At 61.7% G+C, this 19,616-nt stretch carries 20 protein-coding genes and 1 tRNA gene; 7 read left to right on the top strand and 14 right to left on the bottom strand.

Going from position 1 to position 19,616, the window contains the following annotated elements; genetic code table 11:
- Positions 1-237: 237 nt before the first annotated feature.
- From coaE to DTW89_RS14940, 6 genes are all read right to left on the bottom strand, one after another.
- Positions 238-846 carry a dephospho-CoA kinase gene (gene coaE / locus DTW89_RS14965; protein ID WP_114656517.1) on the bottom strand — a complete coding sequence of 203 codons (609 nt, stop codon included), beginning with the start codon at positions 844-846 and terminating at the stop codon, positions 238-240.
- A 2-nt stretch (positions 847-848) separates the two neighbouring features.
- The gene (locus tag DTW89_RS14960) at positions 849-1,724 is read right to left on the bottom strand and encodes a prepilin peptidase (protein WP_024814183.1); all 876 of its coding nucleotides are present in this window, start codon (positions 1,722-1,724) and stop codon (positions 849-851) included.
- Positions 1,724-2,944 carry a type II secretion system F family protein gene (locus tag DTW89_RS14955; protein ID WP_114656515.1) on the bottom strand — a complete coding sequence of 407 codons (1,221 nt, stop codon included), beginning with the start codon at positions 2,942-2,944 and terminating at the stop codon, positions 1,724-1,726. Before DTW89_RS14955 ends, DTW89_RS14960 begins: the two co-directional genes overlap by 1 nt.
- Before the next feature lie 20 nt (positions 2,945-2,964).
- The gene (pilB, locus tag DTW89_RS14950; protein ID WP_114656514.1) at positions 2,965-4,701 is read right to left on the bottom strand and encodes a type IV-A pilus assembly ATPase PilB; all 1,737 of its coding nucleotides are present in this window, start codon (positions 4,699-4,701) and stop codon (positions 2,965-2,967) included.
- Between the two features lie 126 nt (positions 4,702-4,827).
- A tRNA-Pro gene (locus DTW89_RS14945) sits at positions 4,828-4,904 on the bottom strand.
- 45 nt (positions 4,905-4,949) lie between these two features.
- On the bottom strand, positions 4,950-5,879 hold the full coding sequence (locus DTW89_RS14940) for a polyprenyl synthetase family protein (protein ID WP_024814186.1): 930 nt from the start codon (positions 5,877-5,879) through the stop codon (positions 4,950-4,952).
- Positions 5,880-6,111: 232 nt separating this feature from the next.
- On the opposite strand from DTW89_RS14940, the gene rplU reads away from it, so the two are divergent.
- From rplU to proB, 4 genes are all read left to right on the top strand, one after another.
- Entirely contained in the window at positions 6,112-6,423 is a 312-nt protein-coding gene (gene rplU / locus DTW89_RS14935) for a 50S ribosomal protein L21 (protein ID WP_024814187.1), read from the top strand.
- 15 nt (positions 6,424-6,438) lie between these two features.
- Positions 6,439-6,696, top strand: coding sequence for a 50S ribosomal protein L27 (rpmA, locus tag DTW89_RS14930; RefSeq protein ID WP_087743920.1), 258 nt, complete (start codon positions 6,439-6,441; stop codon positions 6,694-6,696).
- Positions 6,697-6,863: 167 nt separating this feature from the next.
- The gene (cgtA, locus tag DTW89_RS14925) at positions 6,864-7,934 is read left to right on the top strand and encodes an Obg family GTPase CgtA (RefSeq protein ID WP_024814189.1); all 1,071 of its coding nucleotides are present in this window, start codon (positions 6,864-6,866) and stop codon (positions 7,932-7,934) included.
- A 93-nt stretch (positions 7,935-8,027) separates the two neighbouring features.
- Positions 8,028-9,167, top strand: a complete 1,140-nt coding sequence (proB, locus tag DTW89_RS14920) for a glutamate 5-kinase (RefSeq protein WP_024814190.1) — start codon at positions 8,028-8,030, stop codon at positions 9,165-9,167.
- Positions 9,168-9,280: 113 nt separating this feature from the next.
- On the opposite strand, the gene DTW89_RS14915 is transcribed toward proB, so the two are convergent.
- The gene (locus DTW89_RS14915) at positions 9,281-9,961 is read right to left on the bottom strand and encodes an RNA pyrophosphohydrolase (protein WP_024814191.1); all 681 of its coding nucleotides are present in this window, start codon (positions 9,959-9,961) and stop codon (positions 9,281-9,283) included.
- A gap of 92 nt (positions 9,962-10,053) precedes the next feature.
- Here DTW89_RS14915 and DTW89_RS14910 point away from each other — a divergent pair, with 92 nt between their 5' ends.
- Entirely contained in the window at positions 10,054-11,796 is a 1,743-nt protein-coding gene (locus tag DTW89_RS14910) for a proline--tRNA ligase (protein WP_114656516.1), read from the top strand.
- Entirely contained in the window at positions 11,793-12,479 is a 687-nt protein-coding gene (locus DTW89_RS14905) for a lytic transglycosylase domain-containing protein (RefSeq protein WP_201741016.1), read from the top strand. The genes DTW89_RS14910 and DTW89_RS14905 overlap by 4 nt, the downstream gene beginning before the upstream one ends.
- Positions 12,480-12,519: 40 nt before the next feature.
- Here the strand turns inward: DTW89_RS14905 and DTW89_RS14900 are convergent, their stop codons facing one another.
- The 6 genes from DTW89_RS14900 to hemA all read right to left on the bottom strand — a co-directional run bounded on the left by DTW89_RS14900 (position 12,520) and on the right by hemA (position 18,480).
- Positions 12,520-13,860, bottom strand: coding sequence for a hemolysin family protein (locus tag DTW89_RS14900; protein WP_024814194.1), 1,341 nt, complete (start codon positions 13,858-13,860; stop codon positions 12,520-12,522).
- 244 nt (positions 13,861-14,104) lie between these two features.
- Positions 14,105-14,428, bottom strand: coding sequence for a Grx4 family monothiol glutaredoxin (gene grxD, locus DTW89_RS14895; protein ID WP_024814195.1), 324 nt, complete (start codon positions 14,426-14,428; stop codon positions 14,105-14,107).
- Positions 14,429-14,478: 50 nt separating this feature from the next.
- The gene (gene prmC / locus DTW89_RS14890; protein WP_111864579.1) at positions 14,479-15,333 is read right to left on the bottom strand and encodes a peptide chain release factor N(5)-glutamine methyltransferase; all 855 of its coding nucleotides are present in this window, start codon (positions 15,331-15,333) and stop codon (positions 14,479-14,481) included.
- A gap of 60 nt (positions 15,334-15,393) precedes the next feature.
- Positions 15,394-16,494 carry a peptide chain release factor 1 gene (prfA, locus tag DTW89_RS14885; protein ID WP_114656512.1) on the bottom strand — a complete coding sequence of 367 codons (1,101 nt, stop codon included), beginning with the start codon at positions 16,492-16,494 and terminating at the stop codon, positions 15,394-15,396.
- A 252-nt stretch (positions 16,495-16,746) separates the two neighbouring features.
- Positions 16,747-17,067 carry a hypothetical protein gene (locus DTW89_RS14880; protein WP_111864576.1) on the bottom strand — a complete coding sequence of 107 codons (321 nt, stop codon included), beginning with the start codon at positions 17,065-17,067 and terminating at the stop codon, positions 16,747-16,749.
- 105 nt (positions 17,068-17,172) lie between these two features.
- On the bottom strand, positions 17,173-18,480 hold the full coding sequence (gene hemA, locus DTW89_RS14875) for a glutamyl-tRNA reductase (protein WP_114656511.1): 1,308 nt from the start codon (positions 18,478-18,480) through the stop codon (positions 17,173-17,175).
- 71 nt (positions 18,481-18,551) lie between these two features.
- Here hemA and DTW89_RS14870 point away from each other — a divergent pair, with 71 nt between their 5' ends.
- On the top strand, positions 18,552-18,830 hold the full coding sequence (locus DTW89_RS14870; RefSeq protein WP_024814200.1) for a hypothetical protein: 279 nt from the start codon (positions 18,552-18,554) through the stop codon (positions 18,828-18,830).
- A 50-nt stretch (positions 18,831-18,880) separates the two neighbouring features.
- Here the strand turns inward: DTW89_RS14870 and ugpQ are convergent.
- Positions 18,881-19,616, bottom strand: a 736-nt coding sequence (gene ugpQ, locus DTW89_RS14865; protein ID WP_114656510.1) for a glycerophosphodiester phosphodiesterase, incomplete at its 5' end; no start/stop codon positions are given.

Raw genomic sequence — 19,616 nt, 5'->3', positions numbered from 1 at the left:
CACGTCGGGTGGGCTTGCGCGACTGCTCGAATCCGTTGTTTTGATCTGCGGCCATTGCCAGGGTCTGCTGCTTCATCTGCGGATAACGTTTGAGAAGCGACAACGGTGGACCTTGATCAGCATTGCCTTAAAGGGGTATTCGTAAAGGATCACGCTGGCGGGTTCCTGGGGGCTCAGTGGATGTTCTGACGCCGGTGGCGCACGGCAGGGAAAGGTGGTGCAAAAAACTCGGGTGCATCATAGCCCGAACAGGCGGGCAAGCTGCACTGCATGGCCATGCAGGGTGTTCAACGCGATGCCATCGTTCACAACCACGGCGTCGGCGGCGGCGCGCCGGGCTGGGCGGGAGGCCTGTGTGTCCAGGATGGCTTGCACGGCTGCACGCTGAAGGCCGTTGCGCGCCATGACGCGGTGGATTTGTGTTTCGGTGCTGCAATCCACCACCACCACGGCATCGAGCTTGCGCACCCAGCGGCCCGACTCCACCAGCAGGGGAATATCGAAGACGATGGCGCGATGCCCTGCGGTTGAGGCATCTCGTGCTTGCTGATCGCCCAAGCGTGTCACCCAGGGGTGAACGATGGCTTCAAGTTGCGCGCGCGCCAGGGGGTTGGTAAAAGCCAGGGTGCGCATGCGGGCGCGGTCCATGGCGCCCGTGGCATCAATGGCGTCCTGTCCGAAGGCAGCCCGAATGTCGGCTATGGCAGCGCCCCCAGCCAAGGTGACACTGCGGGCAATCGCGTCTGCATCGATCAGCGCTGCGCCACAGGACTGCAGCATCTGCCCCAGCGTGCTCTTGCCGCTGCCAATGCCCCCGGTCAGGCCCACATGCATTGGCCGTTGCATCATTACAGACCGAACAGATTCAGCACCGTTTGCAAAATGGCATTGGGCCCGAACACCATGGCCGTCAGGCCAGCGCCCACGAGGAACGGCCCGAACGGAACATAGCCGCCTTCGCGCAGGTTGTTGAAGACCTTCAGACCAATTCCTACCAGTGCGCCAATGACAGAAGACATCAAGATGATCGGAACCAGCGCCTGCCATCCGAACCAGGCGCCCAGGGCGGCAAACAGCTTGAAGTCACCGTACCCCATGCCCTCCTTGCCGGTCGCCAGCTTGAAGGCCCAGTAAACCAGCCACAGGGACAGGTACCCCGCTGCGGCACCCGTGACAGAGGCCAACAGGGGAACGTCAATCCAGTGCCCCGCCGACGCCAACAGCCCCGCCCAGAGCAGTGGTAACGTAATGTCGTCGGGCAGCAAGGTGGTGTCCCAGTCGATAAACGCCAGGGCCACCATCGCTGCCGAAAAGCCGCACCAGGCCAAGCCCGTGGGCGTCAAACCCCACCGATAGGCGCAGAACGCAAAAAGCGCCGCAGTGAGAATCTCCACCAGTGGATAGCGTGCACTGATGCGAACATGGCACGCCGAGCAGCGGCCGCGCAAAAACAGATAGCTCAGCACCGGTATGTTTTCATACCACTGCACCACATGTCCGCACGACGGGCAGCGTGAGCGGGGTGTCCACAAATTGAAGGCTGCTTCAGCGCCTGGCGCTGGCGCCGGTGGTGTATCGGTGCCAGCAGCGAACGCCGCATGCTCCTGTGCCCACTGGCGCTCCATCATTTTGGGCAATCGGTGGATGACGACATTCAGAAAGCTGCCGAGCAGCAGGCCCAGAACACCCGCAATGGCGGGCTCTGCCCAGAGATCCACGCCCATCAAACGACCTGACCGAGCTTGAAGATGGGCAGATACATCGACACCACGATGCCGCCGATGAGGGTGCCCAAAAATACGATGATGATGGGTTCCATCAGGCTAGACAGCCCGGCCACCATGTCATCCACCTCTGCTTCATAAAAATCCGCAGCCTTGCCCAGCATGTGATCAATGGAACCGGACTCCTCCCCAATGGCGCACATCTGCAGCACCATGGAAGGAAAAATGTTTGCATTGCCCATGGCGGCAGTCAGGCTGGTGCCGGTAGAAACCTCTTGCTGAATCTTGTCGGTGGCCATGGAATACACCGAATTTCCTGCGGCGCCGCCCACCGAGTCCAAGGCCTCCACCAGCGGAACGCCGGCCGCAAACATGGTCGAGAGCGTGCGGGTCCAGCGGGCAACGCAGGATTTTTCAACCAGCGCCCCGAAAATGGGCATGCGCAGCATCAGACGGTCCATGAACATCTGGACCTTTTCATTGCGCTGCCAGGCCTGCATGAAGAAATAGAAGCCGCCGCCCAGCACACCAAAAATCAACCACCACCACTTCACGAATATTTCGCTGATGGCCATGACGAACAGCGTTGGTGCGGGCAAATCTGCACCGAACGATGTGAATACTTCCTTGAAGGCCGGAATCACAAAAATCATGATCACGGTAACCACCACAAAAGCCACGATCACCACCGAAATCGGATACATGAGCGCCGATTTGATTTTGGACTTGATGGCCTCAGTCTTTTCCATGTAAAGGGCAAGACGGTCGAGAAGCGCTTCCAGAATACCGGCTGCCTCGCCCGCCTCAACCAGGTTGCAATACAGGCTGTCAAAATACATGGGGTACTTGCGAAACGCGCCGTTCAAGGATGTGCCGGTTTCAACATCCGACCGCACATCATTGAGCAATTTGGTCACGCTGGCATTTGTGTTGCCGCGTCCCACAATATCGAATGCCTGCAGCAGTGGCACCCCGGCCTTCATCATGGTGGCCAGCTGGCGGGTGAACAAAGCAATATCTTTGGGCTTGATCTTTTTGCCCGAGCGCATGCGGCGTTTTTTGATTTTGGTGGGGAAAACCCCTTGGCGCCGCAGCATGGCCTGCACCTGATTTTCGCCAACGGCACGAGTCTCACCCCGGACTATCTTTCCGTTGCGGTCTTTGCCTTCCCACTCAAAGACGAAGTCCTTGATGTCGCGTTTGGATGCTGCTGTCGCCATGGTGCTCCCTCGTTCTTGACTTATTCGTTGGTCACTGCCAGCACTTCTTCGAGAGAAGTAAGACCTAATTTCGCTTTATGTAGCCCTGCATCGCGCAGAGAGCGTACGCCCTCCAGCTTTGCCTGCTCCGCAATTTCGAGCGCGCTACCGTCGCGCAGGATGATGCGCTGAATCTCTTCTGTGATCGGCATGACCTGATAAATCCCCAGTCGACCTTTGTACCCGTTGTTGCAGGCAGAGCAGCCCACCGGGCGGTAGGTCACCCACGAACCATCGATCTCATCCTCAGGAAAGCCGGCGTCCACCAAAGCTTCATGAGGAATATCAGCGGGTGTCTTGCAAATGGGGCAAAGTCGGCGGGCCAGGCGCTGCGCCGTGATCAAGATCACGCTCGATGCAATGTTGAAGGGGGCGATGCCCATGTTGCGCATGCGAGTCAACGTGGTGGGAGCATCATTGGTATGCAAAGTGGACAGAACCAAGTGCCCCGTCTGTGCTGCCTTTATGGAAATATCGGCAGTCTCCAGATCCCGAATTTCACCCACCATGATGATGTCCGGGTCCTGGCGCAGAAACGACTTGAGGGCTACTGCAAAGGTAAGCCCCGCCTTTTCGTTGACGTTGACCTGGTTGACCCCCGGCAGGTTAATTTCAGAGGGGTCTTCCGCCGTGGCGATATTGACGCCAGGCTTGTTGAGTAGATTCAAGCAGGTGTAAAGCGAAACCGTTTTACCCGACCCGGTGGGGCCGGTAACCAGGACCATTCCATACGGGCGCCCGATCGCTGCCAAGAGGCGCTCCTTCTCCACGGCCTCATAACCTAGGGCGTCAATGCCGAGTTTTGCGCTACTGGGATCCAGGATGCGGATGACGATTTTTTCGCCGAACAGGGTAGGTAATGTGCTGACGCGAAAATCAATAACCCGGTCTGGCCCCACCTTCAGTTTCATTCGCCCGTCTTGAGGTACCCGTTTCTCGGAAATGTCGAGTCGCGAGATCACCTTGATGCGGGATGCCAGCTTGTCTTTGATGGCGATGGGCGGCGATGCAATTTCACGCAGTTCACCATCGATACGAAACCGCACCCGATACTGGTGCTCATAAGGTTCGAAATGCAAATCAGATGCCCGCATATTGAAGGCATCCAGCAGCATTTTGTGCAGGAACTTGACGATGGGAGCGTCTTCTACCTCGGTTCCGGTGTCTGCGCTCTCTGTGGCTTCTTCAACAGCGACGTCATCGAACTCAAAATCACCTCCCCCGCTGATCAGCGTATCCATGGATTCGCTGGTGGACTTGGTGCTACTTTCTACCAGGCGGCTGAGTTTGTCGTATTCCGCAATAATCCAGTCCACTCCCATTTGGGTAGTGAATTTGATCTTCTCGGCAGCCTCTTGATCCGTTGGGTCTGCCGTGGCCACGATGAGCCGGTTGTTTCGTTTGCTGAGAACCACCACCCGGTAGGCACTGCAAATCTTCGCGTCCAGCAGATCTTTGGGAAGTCGCAGGGGGTCGATTGCATCCAGATCCAGCAAGGGGGCGCCAAAAACGGCCGACACCGTGTGTGCCAAATCGGAAGCGGACACAGCGCCGGAGCCGGTCAACTCGGCGATAAAACTGGTACGCCCCGCTTGTGACTTTTTGTAAATATCTTCGGCGGATTTTTGTGTCAACTTTCCCGCCGACATCAGCGCGCGACCCAATCCTGGCAGGGCTACCGAGGAGGTTTCTTTCTGGGCAGTATCGACAGCGGCCATGTAACCCGGGCAAGTAGTGGTTAAAAAAACCATCCTATCACCCCCGAACACTCACGCGCTACACAGCTCTGCCATATTGGCAGTATCGCCACACTGCCCTGGTGGGTGCTTGATTTATTCGAAAAGTGGTCGGGGTGAGAGGATTCGAACCTCCGGCCTCTACGTCCCGAACGTAGCGCTCTACCAGACTAAGCTACACCCCGTGTACTGGGGCCGCTGATCACAGATCCGGCTGCATTTGGCGGAATTCAGGCGCGGCGTTCCAGCAGTTGTGCTGCCAATTGTAGCAAGCTCGTTGAGTGGGCGCCCGGTGGCAATTGCTCTGCGGCGGCCATTGCTCGGCGGGCTTCCGAGAAGGCTGCAATGCGCGCTGCTTCGAGCGCTCCGGTCATTCTCACGATGGTCACCACATCGTCCAGGCGGTCTGTGGATCCCTCCTCGATGGCGTGTCTCACAATGGCGGCCTGCTCGGCGCTGCCTCTTTGCATGGCCACAATGAGGGGGAGGGTTGATTTGCCTTCGCGCAGGTCATCGCCCAGGTTTTTTCCCATTTCCGAGGCATTTCCGTCATAGTCCAGCACGTCGTCAATAATCTGAAACGCTGTGCCGAGCGCTTGACCATAGGTGGCGCAGGCCTCTTCGATTTCTGGAGGGCTGTTGGCAAGAATGGCGCCCAGCCGCGCGCTGGCTTCAAAGAGCTTGGCCGTCTTCGAGCGAATAACTTGCAGGTACCCCTCCTCATCGAGGGATGCGTCGTGCATGTTCATCAACTGCAATACTTCGCCTTCAGCAATGACATTGGTGGCCTCGGACAGCACCTCCATGATGCGCATGCTTCCTGCTTCCACCATCATTTGAAATGAGCGCGTGTGCAGAAAGTCCCCCACCAGAACGCTCGCGGGATTGCCGAAAGTCTGGTTGGCCGTGGCGCGTCCCCTGCGAAGGGTGGACGCATCTACAACGTCGTCGTGCAGCAAGGTGGCGGTGTGAATCAGCTCAACGACTGCCGCCAGGCTGAATCGATGGTGCTCGCGATAGCCCAAGGCGCCGCATACCAGCAGCAGCAAGGCCGGGCGCAGACGCTTGCCTCCGGCCGCGATGATGTACTGGGAGATTTGTGCCACCAAGGGCACGCTGGACGTCAGGCGTTGGGCAATGACCTGGTCCACTTCGCGCATGTCGTCGGTGATGATCGTCAGCGGCGATGTGGCGGCGGAGATGAGGGGGGATGTCAAGATAGAGTGGCACGCAGAAAGTGCTGCGGATTATAGGAAGGCCCGCGTGCACGCCGGCGGTGGCTGATGTGCCGGAGGCACAAGTGCACGCCGGGGGTTGGCTGAAATTTCCCAGGGTGGTATAATTTTTGGCTCTGTGGAAATTCGTCTGCAGAACTCATATCAAGAGGTCAACATGTACGCGGTCATAAAAACCGGCGGCAAGCAGTATCGCGTTGCTTCCGGCGAAAAAATTAAAGTAGAACAGATTGCTGCGGACGTAGGCCAGGAAATTGTGATCGACCAGGTTCTGGCTGTCGGCAACGGCGCTGAACTGAAGGTGGGTACTCCCCTGGTGTCCGGTGCAACCGTGAAAGCCACCGTTGTGGCGCACGGTAAGCACGACAAAGTGCACATCTTCAAGATGCGCCGTCGCAAGCACTATCAGAAACGTCAAGGTCACCGTCAGCAGTTCACCGAGCTGCAAATCGGCGTGATCGCTGCTTAAGAAGGAGCTGATGTCATGGCACAGAAAAAAGGCGGCGGCTCTACGCGAAACGGGCGCGACTCCAAGCCGAAGATGCTGGGTGTCAAGGCGTTCGGTGGTGAACTGATCAGTGCTGGTTCGATCATCGTGCGCCAGCGCGGCACTCGCTTCCACCCCGGCAGCAATGTCGGAGTCGGCAAGGATCACACCTTGTTCGCCTTGGTGGACGGCCACGTGTCGTTTGGCACCAAGGGTGCGTTGTCCAAGTCCACGGTCAACGTGACTCCCGCCTGAGGTTGATTCCTCTGGCAGCAATCGAAGCCCCGCCCTGTCGGGGCTTTGTTGTTTAAGGCGTGCGCTGGTGCTAAGGTGCTGGCCCGCGTGCCCCGCATGGACGGGGCTTTGTGCTTTCAGGAGGGGTTGCCCGCCTGCGTTGCGCTCTTTTGTAAACTGGATATCCCATGAAGTTCGTCGATGAAGCCTTTATTGACATTGCCGCAGGTGATGGTGGCAATGGCTGCGTGTCGTTCCGGCACGAAAAATACAAGGAATTCGGCGGCCCCAATGGCGGAGACGGCGGGCGTGGGGGGCATGTATTTGCCGTGGCCGACCCTAATCTCAATACTCTGGTGGATTTCCGCTATTCGCGTCGCCATGAAGCCAAACGGGGTGAACACGGCATGGGCTCCGACATGTTTGGCGCTGCTGGCACCGACATCACCCTGAAGATGCCGGTGGGCACCATCATTACCGACGCCGAAACGGGCGAGGTGCTGTATGAGTTGCTGACGCCCGGGGAGGTGGTCACCATCGCCAAGGGCGGGGATGGTGGTTTTGGCAACATGCGCTTCAAAAGCGCAATCAACCGGGCTCCGCGTCAAAAGACCCCGGGCTGGCCGGGTGAGAAGAAAAATCTCAAGCTGGAATTGAAGGTGCTTGCCGATGTCGGGCTGCTGGGTATGCCCAACGCGGGCAAATCCACCTTCATCACCGCGGTATCGAACGCGCGCCCCAAGATTGCCGACTATCCCTTCACCACGCTGCACCCGAATCTCGGGGTGGTGCGCGTGGGGCCTGAGCAGAGCTTTGTGGTGGCCGATATTCCTGGTCTGATTGAGGGTGCCTCGGAGGGGGCCGGACTGGGCCACCAATTCTTGCGCCACCTGCAACGCACCCGGCTGCTGCTGCACATTGTGGATCTGGCGCCTTTCGATGATGCGGTGGACCCGGTGGCCCAGGCCAAGGCCATCGTGAACGAGCTGAAAAAATACGACCAGAAGCTCTACAGCAAGCCACGCTGGCTGGTGCTGAACAAGCTGGACATGGTGCCAAAGGAGGAGCGGGAGGCGCGCGTGAAGGATTTTGTCAAGCGCTTCAAATGGAAAGGGCCGGTGTTCGAAATCTCTGCACTGACGCGCGAGGGTTGTGAGCCGCTGATCCATGCGATCTTCCGCCATGTGCAGTCCGAACAACGGATCGAAAACGAGCCGGTGGAAGTGGATCCACGGTTTGCTGGAGATGCCGCCGTTTGATGCCGTTGGCTGTTCAGGCTGCTTATTTTGCTATATAAATAATAGCTGCTTGCGCTTTATCCATAGGCGCCAGCGGTCAAAATGACTCAAAAAATGGTTTCCAGCGTATTGCGCGATGCCCGTCGCATTGTGGTGAAAGTGGGCTCCAGTCTAGTGACCAACGAGGGGCGCGGCCTTGATGAAACCGCCATCGGCGAATGGAGTCGCCAGCTGGCTGCGCTCGTGCGCGGCGAGGGCGGTGTTCCACGCGAAGTGGTGATGGTGTCCAGCGGTGCGATTGCGGAAGGCATGAAGCGCCTGGGCTGGACTGCGCGCCCCCAGGAAATCCACGAACTGCAGGCTGCTGCGGCGGTGGGGCAGATGGGACTGGCGCAGATGTACGAGACCAAGCTGCGCGAGCAGGGCATGGGCAGCGCACAGGTGCTGCTCACCCACGCCGATCTGGCTGATCGTGAGCGCTACCTCAATGCGCGCTCGACCTTGCTGACGCTGCTGCGCCTTGGCGTGGTTCCCGTGATCAATGAAAACGATACCGTGGTCACGGACGAAATCAAATTCGGTGACAACGATACCCTCGGTGCGCTGGTGGCCAACCTGGTCGAGGCGGATGCGCTGGTCATCCTCACGGACCAAAAGGGGCTCTACACGGCAGATCCGCGCAAAGACCCATCGGCCCAGTTCGTGCATGAAGCCCAGGCGGGCGATCTGGCTCTGGAAGCCATGGCCGGCGGGGCGGGCTCCAGCATTGGCAAGGGTGGAATGATCACCAAGATTCTGGCTGCCAAGCGGGCGGCGGGGTCGGGGGCTTCCACCGTCATTGCCTGGGGTCGTGAAGAGAATGTCTTGGTGCGGCTGGTGCAGGGCGAAGCGCTCGGTACGCTGCTGGTGGCCCAGACGGCCAAAACACAGGCCCGCAAGCAGTGGATGGCTGACCATCTGCAAATGCGGGGCGCTGTGGTGGTGGACGCCGGTGCTGCCGCAAAGCTGCGCGATGAGGGCAAAAGCCTGCTGCCCATCGGAATGACGGCAGTGGAGGGCGATTTTTCGCGTGGCGAAGTGATTGCGGTGCGCGATCCGTCGGGCCGGGAAATCGCTCGCGGACTGGCCAACTACGCCAGCGCGGAGGCGCGGCTTTTGTGCCGCAAACCGTCTTCTGAGTTTGAAAAGCTGCTCGGTTATGTCGCCGAGTCGGAGATGGTGCACCGCGACAACCTGGTTCTTTCAGCGGCTTGACGCGCCTTGTCAATGCCTAGGTAACCTGGATAGGCCGTTCAGAGGGAAGGCCGCATTCGCAAGCCAGGTGTCGCACGGGCCCCGCAGGCGGGCTTGCCCTGCGCACAAAAGATTTAAATCGAGCGTGGCGCGATGCCGGGGTAGGGCAAGGCTTCCAGCTCTGCCGGCACACTGTTTTGCGGATCCGGGTCAAAACTTGCGCCGGGCGGCAGTTCCATTCCGGGGTTCAACAACAAAGATCCCGCGCGGTGCATGGGGCCGCCTTGTGGATCCATGTCGCGCGCCCGCATGCCACTGCGAAGGTAGCGATTGCGCTGCTCATGACGTGGAAGGTACCGGGCGAGTTCGGTCAAGGCCATCTCATAGACGCCGCGTTTGAACTCGACCACCACATCCAGCGGCACCCAATAGTCGTGCCATCTCCAGGCATCGAACTCGGGATGGTCGGTGGCCCGAAGGTTCAGATCCCAATCGTGGCCCACCAGTTGAAGCAGATACCAGATTTGTTTCTGGCCTTTGTAATGACCGCGCGCATCGCGGCGGATGTACCGGTCAGGCACCTCATAGCGCAACCAGTCCCGCGTACGGGCGACCAAGCGCACATGGTTGGGATGCAGTCCCACCTCCTCATGCAGCTCACGAAACATGGCTTGCTCGGGGGTTTCGCCCCGGTCAATGCCACCTTGCGGAAACTGCCAGCTGTGGGTGCGAATGCGTTTGCCCCAGAACACCTGGTTCTTCTGGTTGAGCAGGATGATGCCGACGTTCGGCCGAAAGCCGTCCCGGTCAAGCATAATCAAACCCCAAATTTTTAAACTGTGTCCATTATGCACGGCGCCTAGTGCGCGGCAAGTGGGCTGGTCTGTTCTGCCTGAAATCGATTCCGATGAAAGCCTCCCAATTCTTTATCTCCACCCTCAAGGAAGCTCCGGCCGATGCCGAAGTGGTCAGCCACAAACTCATGATGCGGGCGGGGCTGATCAAGAAGCTGGGCGCTGGCATCTACAGCTACATGCCCATGGGCGTTCGGGTGATCCGCAAGGTCGAGGCCATCGTGCGCGAGGAAATGAACCGTGCCGGAGCGGTGGAGTTGGTCATGCCCGTGGTGCAGCCGGCAGAGCTGTGGCAAGAAACGGGGCGGTTTGAGAAGATGGGCCCTGAGTTGCTGCGCATCCAGGATCGCCATGGCCGTGATTTCGTGGTGCAGCCGACCAGCGAAGAAGTGATCACTGACATCGCACGCCAGGAACTGCGCAGCTACAAGCAGTTGCCCAAGAACTTCTACCAGATCCAGACCAAGTTCCGTGATGAGCGCCGGCCCCGCTTTGGCCTGATGCGTGGGCGCGAGTTCACCATGAAGGACGCCTATAGCTTCGACCGCGACCAGGTCTCGGCCAAGGCCAGCTACCAGGTCATGGCCCAAGCCTACCGGCGCATCTTTGACCGTTTCGGCCTCACCTACCGTGCCGTGGCGGCCGACAGCGGCGCCATTGGTGGAGACCTGAGCGAGGAATTCCAGGTGATTGCCGCCACGGGTGAAGACGCCATCGTTTACTGCCCCCAGAGCGACTATGCCGCCAACATGGAAAAGGCCGAGGCGCTGGCCCCTTCGGGAGCGCGTGGCGCCGCGACACAGGGGATGGCCAAGGTCGCAACGCCCGGCAAGAGCACCTGCGCCGACGTGGCGGAGTTGCTGGGCGTGCCGCTCAAGACCACCGTCAAATCGCTGGTGCTGGCCACCGACGAGACCAACGCGGCGGGCGAGATTGTCAAAACCCAGGTCTGGTTGCTGCTGCTGCGTGGTGACCACGACATGAACGAGATCAAGGTGGCCAAGGTGCCGGGGCTGGAGGGCTTCCGCTTCGCAACCCTGGGCGAGATTGACGAGCACTTTGGCTGCAAGCCCGGTTATCTGGGGCCCATCGGCTTGAAGAAGCCGCTCAAAATCGTGGCAGATCGTGAAGTCACGCTGATGGCCGACTGGATCTGCGGCGCCAATGAAGCGGATTTCCACACCACCGGCGTGAACTGGGGCCGTGACCTGCCCGAGCCAGACGCCGTGGCCGATCTGCGCAATGTGGTGGCGGGCGACCCCGCGCCGGATGGCCAGGGGGAACTTGCCATTGAGCGCGGCATCGAAGTGGGCCATGTCTTCTATCTCGGCACCAAGTACAGCCGCGCCATGAACGCCACCTTTCTGGACGAAAACGGCAAACCCCAGCCGCTGGAGATGGGTTGCTACGGCATCGGCATCACCCGCCTGCCTGCTGCAGCGATCGAGCAGAACCATGACGAGCGCGGCATCATCTGGCCCGATGCGATTGCACCCTTCACCGTGGTCATCTGCCCCGTGGGCATGGACCGCAGCGAAGCGGTCAAGACCACGGCCGAGTCGCTGTATGCCGATTTGCTGGCCGCTGGCGTCGACGTGATCCTGGACGACCGCGGCGAGCGCCCCGGCGCGATGTTTGCCGACTGGGAGCTGATTGGCGTGCCACACCGCGTGACCGTTGGCGACAAGAGCCTCAAGGAAGGCGTGGTCGAGTACCAGCACCGCCGCGATGCCGAAGCCTCCAAAGTGGCCGTGGCCGACATCCTGGCCCATGTGAAGGGGCGCATGGCCGTATGACAAGGGAGCGCGATCTGTCTGCAAGCGCCTCGGCCATGGCCGGGCTGACCGGTGTTTCCCGGCGTGCGTGCCTGGTGTCGCTTGCGGCACCTGCCGCATGGCTGGGGGCGCCTGCGCAGGCCCACGCAGGCAGTCAGCTGGAAGAGCCGTTGATGGATTCGGTGCGTACGGCGCTGACATCGGCGGTGGGCAACTTTGGCCCGCCCGAGCCGCAGTTCTTCAGCACCGAAGCGCGTCTGCACTATTTGCGCTGGCTGGGCACCATGAGCGACCGTTTGCGCCGTCGCAAGCCTGAATGGGAAGTGCGCCGCGACTTCCTGCAGACGGTGTGGTACGAGTCCAAGCGCGCGGGGCTCGATGTGTCGCTGGTCATGGGGCTCATCCAGGTCGAGAGCGCCTTTCGCAAGTTCGCCGTGTCCAGCGTGGGGGCCCGTGGCTATATGCAGGTCATGCCCTTCTGGACGCGCGTGATTGGTGATGGCGACCCGGGCAAACTGTTTCACATGCAGACCAACCTGCGTTTTGGCTGTGTGATCCTGCGCCACTACATCGACCGCGAGCGCGGCGACCTGTTCCTGGCGCTGGGCCGCTACAACGGCAGCCGGGGCCGCTCGCCCTATCCCGATGCCGTGTTTGGTGCCCAGCGCAACTGGCATTTCAACGAGAAACCTGCAGCGGCCTGATCCATCAGGTTGATGAGGGCGGGTGCGGGCACAAGGTGGATCAGGGTGCGGCCGTTGCGGCAGGGTCTACAGGGCCGCTGTTTTCCAGGGGTACTGGTTTCAGGCGCGACACCATCACCTGATCAACGCGAAAGCTGTCCACGTCCACCACCTCGAACTTGTAGCCGCCCCAGCTCACACTGTCGGTGCGTCGGGGAACGCGGCGCAGCATCACCATCAGGAAGCCGGCCAGGGTTTCGTAGTCGTCGCTGTGCGGCAGTTCGTCCAGGCCCAGCGCATGCAACACGTCTTCCACCGGGGTGACGCCATCGATGAGCCACGAGTTCTCGTCGCGCCGCACGATCTGCTCTTCGTCGGCCGATCCCACCAGATCGCCCATGACGGTGCTCATCACGTCGTTCAGCGTGACCACGCCCACCACCAGGCTGTATTCGTTCACGATGACGGCGAAATCCTCGTGCACCTGGCGGAACTGTTCCAGCACCTCGGACAAGGTGAGGCGGTCGGGCACGATCAGCACCTTGCGCACCAGGCTGTCGTCGGCCAGCGAAATGGGCTGGTTGTTCAGCACACGCTGAAACAGGTCTTTGGCGTCCACATAGCCCACCACATGGTCGATATCGCCTTCACACACAGGGTAGGTCGAGAAGGGCTCGGCCGCGATGCGCAGGCGAATCACGGCGTCCGGCTCGTCGCGCAGAAAAAAGGCAATGCGATCGCGTGGTGACATGGCACTAGACACCATGCGCGTATCGAGCTCAAACACATTGGTGATGACCTGCTGCTCGCGCGCGGCCAGCACGCCCGCCCGCGCACCGGCTTCCATCATGGCCAGGATGTCGTCAGAGGTGATGCGGTCGTCCCGCAGGGACGACATGCCCAGCAGGCGGAACAGGGCGTCCGCCCCCTTGCTGTAAAACCACACAAGCGGACGCATCACGGTCATCAGGAACACCATGGGCTGGGCCAGCCGCACCACCATGTTCTCTGGCTCGGCCATGCCCAGGCGCTTGGGGAACAGGTCGGAAAACAGGATGAACAGCGACGTGATGACTACGAAAGACGCCAGAAAGCCGACGGTCTGGGCGCTGGCGTCCGGTAGCCACAGCCCTGACAGCGCCGTGAAATGCGGGCTCAGCGCGCCTTCGCCAACGATGCCCCCCAAAATGGCCACTGCGTTTTGTCCGACCTGCACCACGGTGAAGTAGTCCCCTGGCTGCTCCTGCAGGCGCAGCACCCGGTCGGCGCGTGCATCACCCTCGTCCGCCATCTGGCGCAGGCGCAGGCGGCGTGCGGCAGCCAGCGAAATTTCGGCCACCGAAAAGAATGCACTGGCTGCGATGAGCAGGCCAATGATGAGCAGGCTTTGGGTCAGGGTCATGGTGATGGAGAAGCCGGGCGGGGCCTGGCGGCAGACTCGCCGGGCCTTGTGAGTGTAGCGGCGCACGCGTGCACTGCAGTACGGCTTGCAGCACCCAGAGCTGCGCAATTGCGCCCGCCAGGGTGAGCGCCAATGCACGGAAAGGATGATCCCGAGCGCTGACAAATCGACGTCAAAACGGGCAAAGCCGCCCACAGGCGGCCTTGCAGCACTAGAGGTGCGGACGTGTGCCCTGCGGCGTGGCTCAGCCCTCGCTGCCGAGCAGCTGCTTGAGCTCGCCCGATTCGTACATCTCCATCATGATGTCCGAACCGCCAATGAACTCACCTTTCACATACAGCTGCGGAATGGTGGGCCAGTTGCTGTATTCCTTGATGCCCTGGCGGATTTCCTCGTCTTCCAGCACGTTGACTGTGGTCAGGGCCTTGGTGTCAACGCCGCAGGCCTTGAGGATCTGGATGGCACGGCCCGAAAAGCCGCACATCGGAAAGCTGGCATTGCCTTTCATGAACAGCAGGATGTCGCTGGATTTCACGAGGGCGTCGATGCGTTGTTGGGTGTCGCTCATGGGGTTCTCCTTGTAGGGGGCTGACGGGCAAAAGGCCCGCAATGGGGGGATTATTTCACTGTCGGCCACTGCCCGCCGGTGCAACGCGCGATGCCGGCGAGGTCTTTGCGGCTTTGCACCTGCGCAAAGCCCTGTTCTCGCAGCAGCGTGCTGACGGCGGCGGCCTGGTCCCACCCGTGTTCCAGCAGCAACCAGCCGCCCGGCACCAGATGCGCGGGGGCTTGGGTCACGATGGTGCGGATGTCGTCGAGTCCGTCGGCACCGCTGGCCAGGGCCTGCAGGGGTTCGTGGGTCAGCGCGGCCAGGTGCGGGTCGGCCGCCGGAATGTAGGGCGGGTTGGAGACGATGGCGTCAAACCGGCCTTCGACACCGTCCAGCCAGTGGCCCCGTGCAAACCGCACGGGCAACGCCAGGCGCTGTGCATTGGCTTGCGCCACGGCCAGGGCATCGGAGCTGGCATCCACGGCCAGCACCTGGGCTGTGGGGCGCTGGTGCTGCAAGGCCAGCGCAATCGCGCCGCTGCCGGTGCCCAGGTCCACGATGCGTGGCGGGTGCAGCGGGTCGGTCAGGGGTGCGATCACTTCCAGGGCCCAGTCCACCAGCGTCTCGGTGTCGGGGCGCGGGTCGAGCACGCGGGCGTCAATGACCAGCGGCAGGCCATAAAACTCTTTGCGCCCGGTCAGGTAGGCCACGGGCTCTCCGGCTGCGCGGCGTTGGCACAGGGCCATGAATGCTTCTTGCACTGCGGGCTCCAGCGCATCGGTGTCATGCGCCAGCAGCCAGGCGCGGCCTGCATCGGGGCGGCCCATGGCGTGCAGTAGCAGCATCTGTGCATCGATGCGTTCCAGGCCCAGGGTGCGGGCCTGCGTCAGAACCTGCGCCAGGGTGGGGGTTGATGTGTTCACTCTATTTTTGATAGCTGCTTGCGCTTATGCAAAAAGGGCTAAAGCCCGATTTCATAAAAATCATTGTCCGCCTTGGATGGAGGCGCCCATCTCCAGTTCTTCGAGCTGCTCGGCTTCGCGTGCATGCGCCAGGGCTTGCAGCACCTCGGTCAGGTCGCCATCCATCACATATTGCAGCTTGTAGAGCGTGAGGTTGATGCGGTGGTCGGTCAGCCGCCCCTGCGGGAAGTTGTAGGTGCGGATGCGGTCGCTGCGGTCGCCGCTGCCGATCAGGCCCTTGCGCAGCGCGGCCTCCTTGGCGGCGCGCTCGCTGCGCTCTTTCTCCTGGATGCGCGCCTGCAGCACCTGCAGGGCCTTGGCCTTGTTGCTGTGCTGGCTGCGGCCGTCCTGGCACTCGGCCACGATGCCGGTGGGCAAGTGCACCACGCGCACGGCCGAGTCGGTCTTGTTGATGTGCTGGCCGCCCGCGCCGCTGGCGCGAAAGGTGTCGATGCGCAGATCGGCCGGATTGAGCTTGATGGCCTCGGTCTCGTCGGGCTCGGGCATCACGGCCACGGTGCAGGCGCTGGTGTGGATGCGGCCCTGGGTTTCGGTGGCGGGCACGCGCTGCACGCGGTGGCCGCCCGATTCGAACTTGAGTGCGCCGTAAACGTGGTCACCTTCGATGCGCAGCACGATTTCCTTGTAGCCCCCCAGCTCGGCCGCGTTTTCGCTGATGACCTCGACCTTCCAGCCCACGCGGTCGGCGTAGCGCATGTACATGCGCGTGAGGTCGCCGGCAAACAGGGCGGATTCATCGCCGCCCGTGCCTGCGCGGATTTCAACAAACGCATTGCGCGCGTCGTCGGGGTCTTTGGGCAGCAGCAGGCGCTGCAATTCGTCTTCGAGCTGCAGCAGCTCGGCGGAGGCCGCGGTGATTTCTTCCTGCGCCATTTCCGCCATCTCAGGGTCGGCAAGCATCTCGCGCGCTCCGGCCAGGTCGGCTTCGCACTGCACAAAACGGGCATAGCGGCCGGCGACCTGGGTAACCTCCGCATGTTCGCGCGACAGCACGCGGTATTGCGCCATGTCGGCCATGATGTCTTCGCGCGAGAGCAAAAAATCCAGTTCGCCCAGACGCTGCGCATAGCGTTCCAGCTGGCTTCGGAGAAAGGGTTTCATTTTTAATCGTTATTGTTGCTACTAAAAACGTAGCTGCTCGCGTTTATCTGGTATGGGCAAATGATCGATTTTTCCTAAATATTCAAGGGTCACAGATACTTCGCACCATCTGTTCTGGATCGTCGAAGCCTGGGCGCTCAGCGGGTACAGCCTTTCGGCATGCCCAAGGCCGGCCAGACCCCGTGCGAACGGCTGCCCATCGAAGACAGGTTGCCAATCAGGCAACGGGCCGTGACAACCGGGGGCGAAGGCTCAGTGGGCTCCGTCCAGGATCCAGCGCGCCAGGCCCCGGGCGCTTTCTTCGCTCAGGTGTTCGTGGGCGCCAATGCGGCCCACCAGGCGCGGCTTGCGCAACTCGGTGATCAGGTGGTCTTCGGCGCCGGCTTCGCCGCGGTGCTTGGCGGTGTGGCTGGCCAGCTGCGCAAAGCTGGGCGCGTTGGGGTGGTAGGCGTTGCTGTGGCAGCTGTAGCAGCCCATCTCCACCGCCAATGTGGAGCCGGCCTGTGCCAGTGGGCAGGCCGCCAGGGCGAAACCCAGGAGGAAGGGAAGGACGATTTTGTGTGCGTGGGCCATGGGCCGGACTTTCAAGCAAAGGGAAACAACGGGCAGCAGGCGCTGCCGAGCCAGTGTTGCCCCGAACCCCCCATGGACGGGCAGGCCAAGGCAGTATGAGCGGCGCTACAGGCCGGTCTTGCTTTGCGAGCGCAGGAACAGGCGCGAGACGGTCTGCGCAGTCTGGGCGCGCAGGTCGGCGTCGCCTGCCCGCAACTCGGCCATGGTGCCGTGCAGCATCTTCTGGGCAAGACCACGCGAAAGGGCCTCCAGCACGGCATCGACATCTTCGCCTTTGGCCAGCAGCTTTTTGGCGCGCGCGATCTCCAGGGCGCGCCACTCGTCGGCCTGGGCGTTGATCTGCTGGATCAGGGGCACCACGCCGCCTGCGGCACCTGCGGGGCTGCGCAGCTCCATCCAGTGCATGAAGCTCTGCACCCCGGCATCGATGATGGCTTCGGCCTGCGCCACGGCCGCCTGGCGGTTGGCCTGGGCGGTCTGCACCACGCTGGCCAGGTCGTCCACGGTGTACAGGTACACGTCGCCCAGGGCCTTGACCTCGGGCTCGATGTCGCGCGGCACGGCCAGGTCCACCATGAACATGGGGCGGTGGCGGCGTTTTTTGAGGGCACGCTCCACGGCACCCAGGCCGATGATGGGCAGGGTGCTGGCGGTGCAGCTGATGATGGCGTCGAACTCGTGCAGGCGCTCGGGCAGGTCCGACAGGCGCATCACCTCGCCACCAAAACGGGTGGCCAGCTTCTCGCCGCGCTCCAGCGTGCGGTTGGCGATGGCAATGGACTGGGGGTTCCTGGCGGCGAAATGCGTGGCCGCCAGTTCGATCATTTCGCCCGCGCCGACAAACAGCACGCGGATCTCGGAGAGGTCTTCAAACAACTGGCCCGCCAGGCGCACAGCGGCGGCGGCCATGCTGATGCTGTGCGCGCCGATTTCGGTGCTGGTGCGCACCTCTTTGGCCACGGCAAAGCTGCGCTGGAACAGCTGGTTGAGCGTGGTGCCCAGGGCGCCCGCCGTTTCGGCGGCACGCACGGCGTTTTTCATCTGCCCAAGAATCTGGGCCTCGCCCAGCACCATCGAGTCAAGCCCGCTGGCCACGCGAAAAGCGTGGCGCGCCACCAGGCTGTCTTCCAGCGTGTAGGAGTGCGAACGCAGCAGCGCGGGGCTTACGCCACCGCTTTGCGCCAGCCAGCCCAGCGTGTGGTCCATGGCAGTCTGGTCGCCAGCGCAATAGATTTCGGTGCGGTTGCAGGTGGAAATGATGGCCGTTTCCACACCGTTGTGTCGGGTGCTGTGGCCCAGCGACTGGCGCAACCCCTGCAGCGTGGGCGTGATCTGGTCAAGCGCAAACGCGAATTTACCGCGCAGATCGAGCGGCGCGGTGGTGTGGTTGATGCCGAGGGCCCAGACTGCCATAGACGCCGATTATAAAATTGTTCTCGGTATCAGGCACCGTGTTTGCCTAAGCCTTGATCTGGGTCACGTTTATGGGTCCGCTGGACGCTCTTTATCACGCCGTGAATTTCATGGCGCCCGCTGCGGCGCTGGCCGTTTTGCTGGCGCTGGGTGGGCGCTTGATTCGATCAAAAGGGGCGTTGGCGCTTTCCTGGCGTGCGCAAGTAGCTATCAATTTTGTGGTTGGCTGCGCCGTGCTGGTGGCTGGGTTGGTCGTGCTGGGCCGCGACGGCAAGATGCTGACCTATGCGGCGCTGGTGTTGGGCTGCGCCACCTGCCAGTGGGTGCTGGTGCGTGGCTGGCGGGGCTGAGCGCCGATTCGGTGCGGGTGCCGGGCCGCTTTGGCGCGGCACCTGACGGCTCACTGATCGGCCGGGCTGAACAGATCGACGCGGTCGGTGATGATGCCGTCGGTTCCCAGGTCGATCAGGCGTTGGGCCGCCCATTCGTCGTTGACCGTGTAGCTCAGGGCGCGCATACCCAATGCGTGGACCTGTTGCACCAGGGCGACATTCCACAGCGCGTGGTTGCACACCAGCGCCTGGCAGCCTAATTGCTGCGCCAGGGCCAGGCAGTCGTCTTGCAGGGTATCGACCAGCAGGCCGCGTGGCAGCTGCGGAGCAGCGGCCTGGGCCGCTGCCAGTGCGTCTGGCTTGAACGAGGTCAGCAAGGGCGGCACAGCCGTGGCGGGCCAGATGCGTGCCAGCAACTCGCCCACGGCGCGGCCTGTGGCGGCTTCGGCGCCAGGGGTGGGTTTGATTTCCACATTCAGGCAGAAATGGTTGGCCAGGCACCAGCGTGCCAGCGCTTCCAGCGTGGGCAGGCTCTCGCCTGCGTAGGCGCGGGAATGCCAGCTGCCCGCGTCCAGTTGCGACAAGGCAGACCAGGGCAGGTCGCCGCCCGTGCCGTGGCCATTGCTGGTGCGCTGTAGCGTGGCATCGTGCATCAGGAACAGCACGCCGTCGCTGCTCAACTTGGCGTCGCATTCGAACATGCGGTAGCCGTATTGCGCACCCAGCCGGAAGGCCGACATCGTGTTCTCGGGCGCCAGTTTGCCGGCGCCACGGTGGGCGATCCAGCGGGGATAAGGCCAGGGG

It is taken from the genome of Acidovorax sp. BoFeN1 (assembly GCF_003345135.1).
GTDB classification, from domain to species: Bacteria; Pseudomonadota; Gammaproteobacteria; order Burkholderiales; family Burkholderiaceae_C; genus Acidovorax; species Acidovorax defluvii.
This window is presented reverse-complemented; position numbering and strand designations above follow the sequence as displayed.